At 35.5% G+C, this 4,983-nt stretch carries 6 protein-coding genes; 1 reads left to right on the top strand and 5 read right to left on the bottom strand.

Features of this window, described 5'->3' with window-relative positions; all coding sequences use genetic code 11:
• Positions 1–1,077 (bottom strand): hypothetical protein (locus D6734_11765; GenBank protein RMF92679.1); only part of this gene is annotated, 1,077 nt, incomplete at its 3' end.
• Between the two features lie 23 nt (positions 1,078–1,100).
• Between D6734_11765 and D6734_11760 the strand changes: the two genes are divergently transcribed.
• Positions 1,101–2,084 carry an ROK family protein gene (locus D6734_11760; protein RMF92678.1) on the top strand — a complete coding sequence of 328 codons (984 nt, stop codon included), beginning with the start codon at positions 1,101–1,103 and terminating at the stop codon, positions 2,082–2,084.
• Here D6734_11760 and D6734_11755 read toward each other — a convergent pair.
• The 4 genes from D6734_11755 to D6734_11740 all read right to left on the bottom strand — a co-directional run bounded on the left by D6734_11755 (position 2,077) and on the right by D6734_11740 (position 4,948).
• Entirely contained in the window at positions 2,077–2,268 is a 192-nt protein-coding gene (locus tag D6734_11755) for a 4Fe-4S dicluster domain-containing protein (protein ID RMF92677.1), read from the bottom strand. The two genes, D6734_11760 and D6734_11755, sit on opposite strands and share 8 nt — an antisense overlap.
• Positions 2,265–3,608 (bottom strand): NAD(P)/FAD-dependent oxidoreductase, encoded by a 1,344-nt coding sequence (locus tag D6734_11750; protein ID RMF92676.1) that lies wholly within the window; start codon positions 3,606–3,608, stop codon positions 2,265–2,267. Before D6734_11750 ends, D6734_11755 begins: the two co-directional genes overlap by 4 nt.
• 214 nt (positions 3,609–3,822) lie before the next feature.
• Complete coding sequence (locus D6734_11745) at positions 3,823–4,128, bottom strand: hypothetical protein (protein ID RMF92680.1); 306 nt, start codon at positions 4,126–4,128, stop codon at positions 3,823–3,825.
• Positions 4,129–4,249: 121 nt separating this feature from the next.
• Complete coding sequence (locus tag D6734_11740) at positions 4,250–4,948, bottom strand: hypothetical protein (GenBank protein ID RMF92675.1); 699 nt, start codon at positions 4,946–4,948, stop codon at positions 4,250–4,252.
• Between the last annotated feature and the right edge of the window lie 35 nt (positions 4,949–4,983).

Below are 4,983 nucleotides of genomic sequence, written 5' to 3'. Positions count from 1 at the left end.
GATAATCACTATTCGTCTTGATTTGATTTTGTCAACTACAATTGAAAATCCATCAGAAAAATATGGAATCAAAAAAAGCGATGACAAAAGAGCGTATCGAGGTTTTGGGAATGCATTGGTACCAATCACAGTAATTGTTATAAGAAAAAAGAACTGCACAAGAAAGCAGAGTCCAAATTCATATTTGTCTTTTTCAATAAAATTTCTCACAAGCCCTATAAAGCAAAATAAAAGGATTAAAGGAGTTATAAATTTAATGAGAATATAGGGATAGATAAATATCTTTTGCACCATAGGAAAGTTTTGCAGATTTTCAGGGTTGATATTTCTGCTTGCAAGAGGCAGAAAATCTCCTGTTGAAATATAGCATCCTATAAGCCAACAAACTGGAAAAACTGATGAAATACAAAAAAAACAAAAGGCTTCCTTTTTCAAGCCATTCAAAAAGATAAATAAAGTAAAAAGCGGTATAAGAAGCCAAGCTTCAATCCTAATCATTTCTGCAATTATAAAAACAATCATTGCAAGAAGAAGCAGTTTCCAATCATTATTTTTGCTGTCTAAAAATTTCTTCAACAGATAAAAAGCGGCAAAAACGAACAAAAGAAATGGTGAAGCAGCAAGACCAAGTACTGAATAGACTATATGAGTCAAGAAAAAAGCCAATATGATTCCTGATATGATTGCAGTTTTTTCACCAAAATATGATTTTACAACTTCACAATAAAAGAGAAGAGTCAAGAGGGCGGAAATAAAACTCAATATTCTTGTTGCTGAAAGGGCATCGTTGAAAATCCATAGAAATAAAGCAGATAGATAATAATTCATCGGAAGCCATACACCGCTTGTAATGAAATGGGGTGAATCCATCCATTTTAAAGTTTCGTATATTCTTACAGACGCATCGCCTTCAACATTGTCGGTCAAGAGATAAACGATCAATCTGATAATGATAAAAATAAAAGCAGTTATAAGAAATTTTCGATAATAATTGCTGACCAAAGCATCAGAATAAGCCCTTTCTTGACACTGATTCCCTTCTCTGCTAATGAATTTAGAGTTAAGTCTTTTTTCCATATTAGGGATTATATTTTTTATATATGACTTTTAGCAACACAAAAAAAAAAGTAATAGCAGCTGCACTCGATTATGGCGGTACAAAAATCCTTGCCGGTTTGATTGACTCGACAGGGAAAATAATTTCTAAAAAGAAAATTCAAACCCCTTCCAAAGAATCCAAAAAGCGCCTTGTATTAGAAGGCAAAAATCTTCTGGAAGAGATTTCTGAAAAAGGTGGAATAAATCTCAGTGATACAGCCGGGCTTGGAATTTCACTGCCGGGAATGGTTGACAACAATGGTGAAAAATTAATTTATGCGCCAAATTGGAAAATGAGAAATTTTTATGTAAAGAGAGAATTCGAAAAAATATTGGGTATAAGAACTGTCATTGCAAACGATATAAACGCAGCAGCAATTGGAGAAATGATTTTGGGACATGGTAAAAAAATTGACTCCTTCTTTTGGCTAACCATAAGCACTGGTATTGGAGGTGCCCTTGTTATAGATAAAAAATTGATAACAGGAGATAATGGATTAGCCGGAGAAATTGGACATATAAAAATCTACGACAGAAGATTGAAATGTAGTTGTGGAAAATATGGATGCCTTGAAGCCATATCAAGCGGACCTGCAATTTTAAAAAGGACGAAAGAAAGAATCAAATCTGCATCTTTCAAAAGAATTACAGCACTAAAAAAAAACGATTTAACGACAGAAAAGATAGTTGCCTTTGCCAATAGAGGTGACGAAGGAGCGCAAAAGATACTCGATGAATGTTCATCTGCTGTGGGCAAAGCGCTTTCCTATATCGTTAACCTTACTGATATTGAAACCATAATCATAGGCGGAGGTGTTATGGACAATAATCCTCTTATGTTTAGGCTTATCAAAAGATATATAAAGGAATATGTATACGAAGAAAAATTAAGAAGAATAAAATTACTCAAACCGAAATTTAGATACGATTCCTGTCTTATTGGTGCAGCATCATTAATTTTCAACCAAGAGAATTGTTCTACATAGATTCATATAGGGCTGTGTAGGGACATCCATTTATACAATCTCCACAGAAAACACATTTTTCACCATTGATAACTATTCTTTCATCAATCAATTTTATTGCATTGTAAAGGCATAAATCAATGCAGCTTAAACAAAGCACACATTTATCTCTATCTATCTTTGGAAATTTTTTCTTGCTCATCATAATTTTCCTTCTTGCGCCCTTTGCTTCAACATTGTCATAAGCATTCTGACTTTTTGCGATTTTATTTCATCAACATCGATTTCAAGAAGCCGTGCATTCATATTTTTTATAAATTCATTTGGAGTGCCAAATTCATCATCACACCCCGAAAGATGCTCTATGACAATTTCATCACTAAAATAGGAAAACAACTCATTAAGCTCTTCTTCTTCCAATGAATGCATAAATGTTGAAAAGTCAAACTGCCTTCTTGCATTGACGACAAAGCGTCCCCACCACCTGTCATATTCACCAATCATTTCATCACGATTTTTCTCATCCAATATGGCTTCAATCGTTTCTGTCGCTTTCGCTGCTACTGCCATAGCACCAGTCCACTGTGTTTCAATTGTAAAAGCCGTATCTCCAAGAAAAGAAACACCACCCTTTTCGAAAACCTTTGCTATCGGAGAATTCACAGGAAGATAGTAACCAAAATATTGAGAGGGAGTCGATTTTCGAAATGCTTCAGCACAGGCATCATAATTATTCAGAAACTTCAGGAAATTATCGAGAATATCTTTTGGTTTTCCTGATGAATGGTCTCTAAGGGAAGTATCCTGTACAACTGCAATTACATACATTTCCCCATCTCCGAGATAGGCAGTAATTGCGAGAGTATTTGGTCCTGAAAATTTTTTATTGAGATACATATTATGAAAATTTGGATCAAACAATTCATCCTTCCCTGTTTTTTTTATATCGAAATCTTTAAGCCGCACCCCTACTATTCTGTGGACACCCCACAACTCACGCTCAATATTAGCATAGGCGGAAAGCTTCGAGCGGATTCCATCTGCGGCAACTATATGCCTTGCATAAACTTCCGAATCATTGCCTTTTTTATCTTCAATGACGAATCCTTTTATATATCCACCTGATGAAATAAAGCCTGTCATCTCCTTTTCATAGTTGATGACAACACCCTTTTCTTTTGCTTCGTTCTCGAGCTTCTCAATCCATGCTTTATAATCAATTCTATAATTTGTTGGATAAATTGACCTTAAAACCAATGCATATTTGCCCGGTGAATATGTAGCAAAGCCATATATCTTATTTTTTATATGTCTTTTACTAAGGGAAAATCCACTTTCTGTGAAATAGATATTATTGGAATCTTCTTCAATCTTATTTGGCTGAAGGGAGAGCATTTCCATAATTCCGGGATTGATGAATGATGCATAAGGTTTTCTGTCGAAAACTGCAACTTTAAAACCCTTTTCTGCAAGCTTCTTTGCAGTCATTAGCCCGCAGGGACCTGCACCAATTACAGCAACATCTAAAGCTAATCTTTCGTTCATAGTGAAAATGGCTCTATCATGTTAAAAATGCTTTTTGTATATACAAAGTTTAAATGCTTTTAGCAAATTTTCTCAAAAGATTTTTAAGAAAAAATAAAAGAAAAGATAGGAAAATTGGTTTAATTATTGGTATTTGAATAAAGAAAAACAGAGATTTTGTTTTTATCCAACATCAATCATTGAACAACATACAGGACAGATAAAATTGAAAGATTCAAACAGCTTTTTTATAAGTTTGTCCGGGTTTCAGCAGTTTAAAATTGCATCCCTCTTCAGCTTTTACTTGTTTGTAAACTTCGCATACCATGCATGTTACTTTTTTTTGAGCAAAACTACCCTGCACTTCTCCTCCACAAAATGTACCTGTGATTGCCCAACAGATTCTACCACCATTTTTTCCACCATTTAAGCCGTCCGATGATAGATCAGTTGCTGCAGGGCAAACTCCAAGAGATGCCGCATTTTTACCGCCTTCTTCCCTTCCGCACTTTTTGATTTCCCAACAATTCTTCTTTTCCATACTGTTTTCCATATTTAAAATTTTTTACATCCCTCCTTATCGTAAAAAGATAAGGCGATTTTAAAAATTTTTTCAATTTCGATTCCCAATGATCTCAATATCTCTTTATGTCTTTAAAACATTATTCGCCTTCTGCTGGAATCACCACAATTTCAACTCGCCGATTCATCTGTCTTCCTTCAGGTGTATCATTGCTTGCAATTGGCAGGGACTCTCCTAATCCTATGGCAGTAATGCGTGACGGAGAAATCCCCTCACCTATAAAATAATTTTTAACTGTTTCAGCCCTCGCCTGCGATAATTTAAGATTATAATCTTCATCTCCTTCACTATCCGTAAAGCCCTTTACGATAACCCTTGTATCAGGATATTTTTTCAAAACTTCTACTATCTCTCTAAGATTGTTGACTGCCCCTGATTCCAATGATGAAGAATTTGTCCTAAATAGGGCATCTCCTCTTAAATTCATTACGATACTGTTTCCCTCAGTCTTGACAGTTGCCTGCTGTGATTTTAATTGGTCTATCTCTGCCTGCTGTTTATTTATCTTCTCTGCCACCTGCTGAAGTTCTTCTTTCTGCTTTTGCATCGCCCTTCCTATTACAGCCCCAGTAACTGCGCCAACACCTGCACCGATGGCTGTTCCTACTCCTGCATTTCCGCTTTGAGAGCCTATGATTGCACCTGCACCTGCCCCAAGAGCACCCCCTATCAATCCGCCTTTTACTTCATCTCTCTGAAGAGCTTGTTTCGTAGATTCACATCCGATAATAATAAAGATAACAGTTATTAAGATGGCAACTTTTTTTAACCTCTTCATTTTCAATCCTCCTTTTCCAAGTTACATCTCCAAAT

This window comes from Candidatus Schekmanbacteria bacterium, assembly GCA_003695725.1.
GTDB lineage: Bacteria > Schekmanbacteria > GWA2-38-11 > GWA2-38-11 > J061 > J061.
This window is presented reverse-complemented; position numbering and strand designations above follow the sequence as displayed.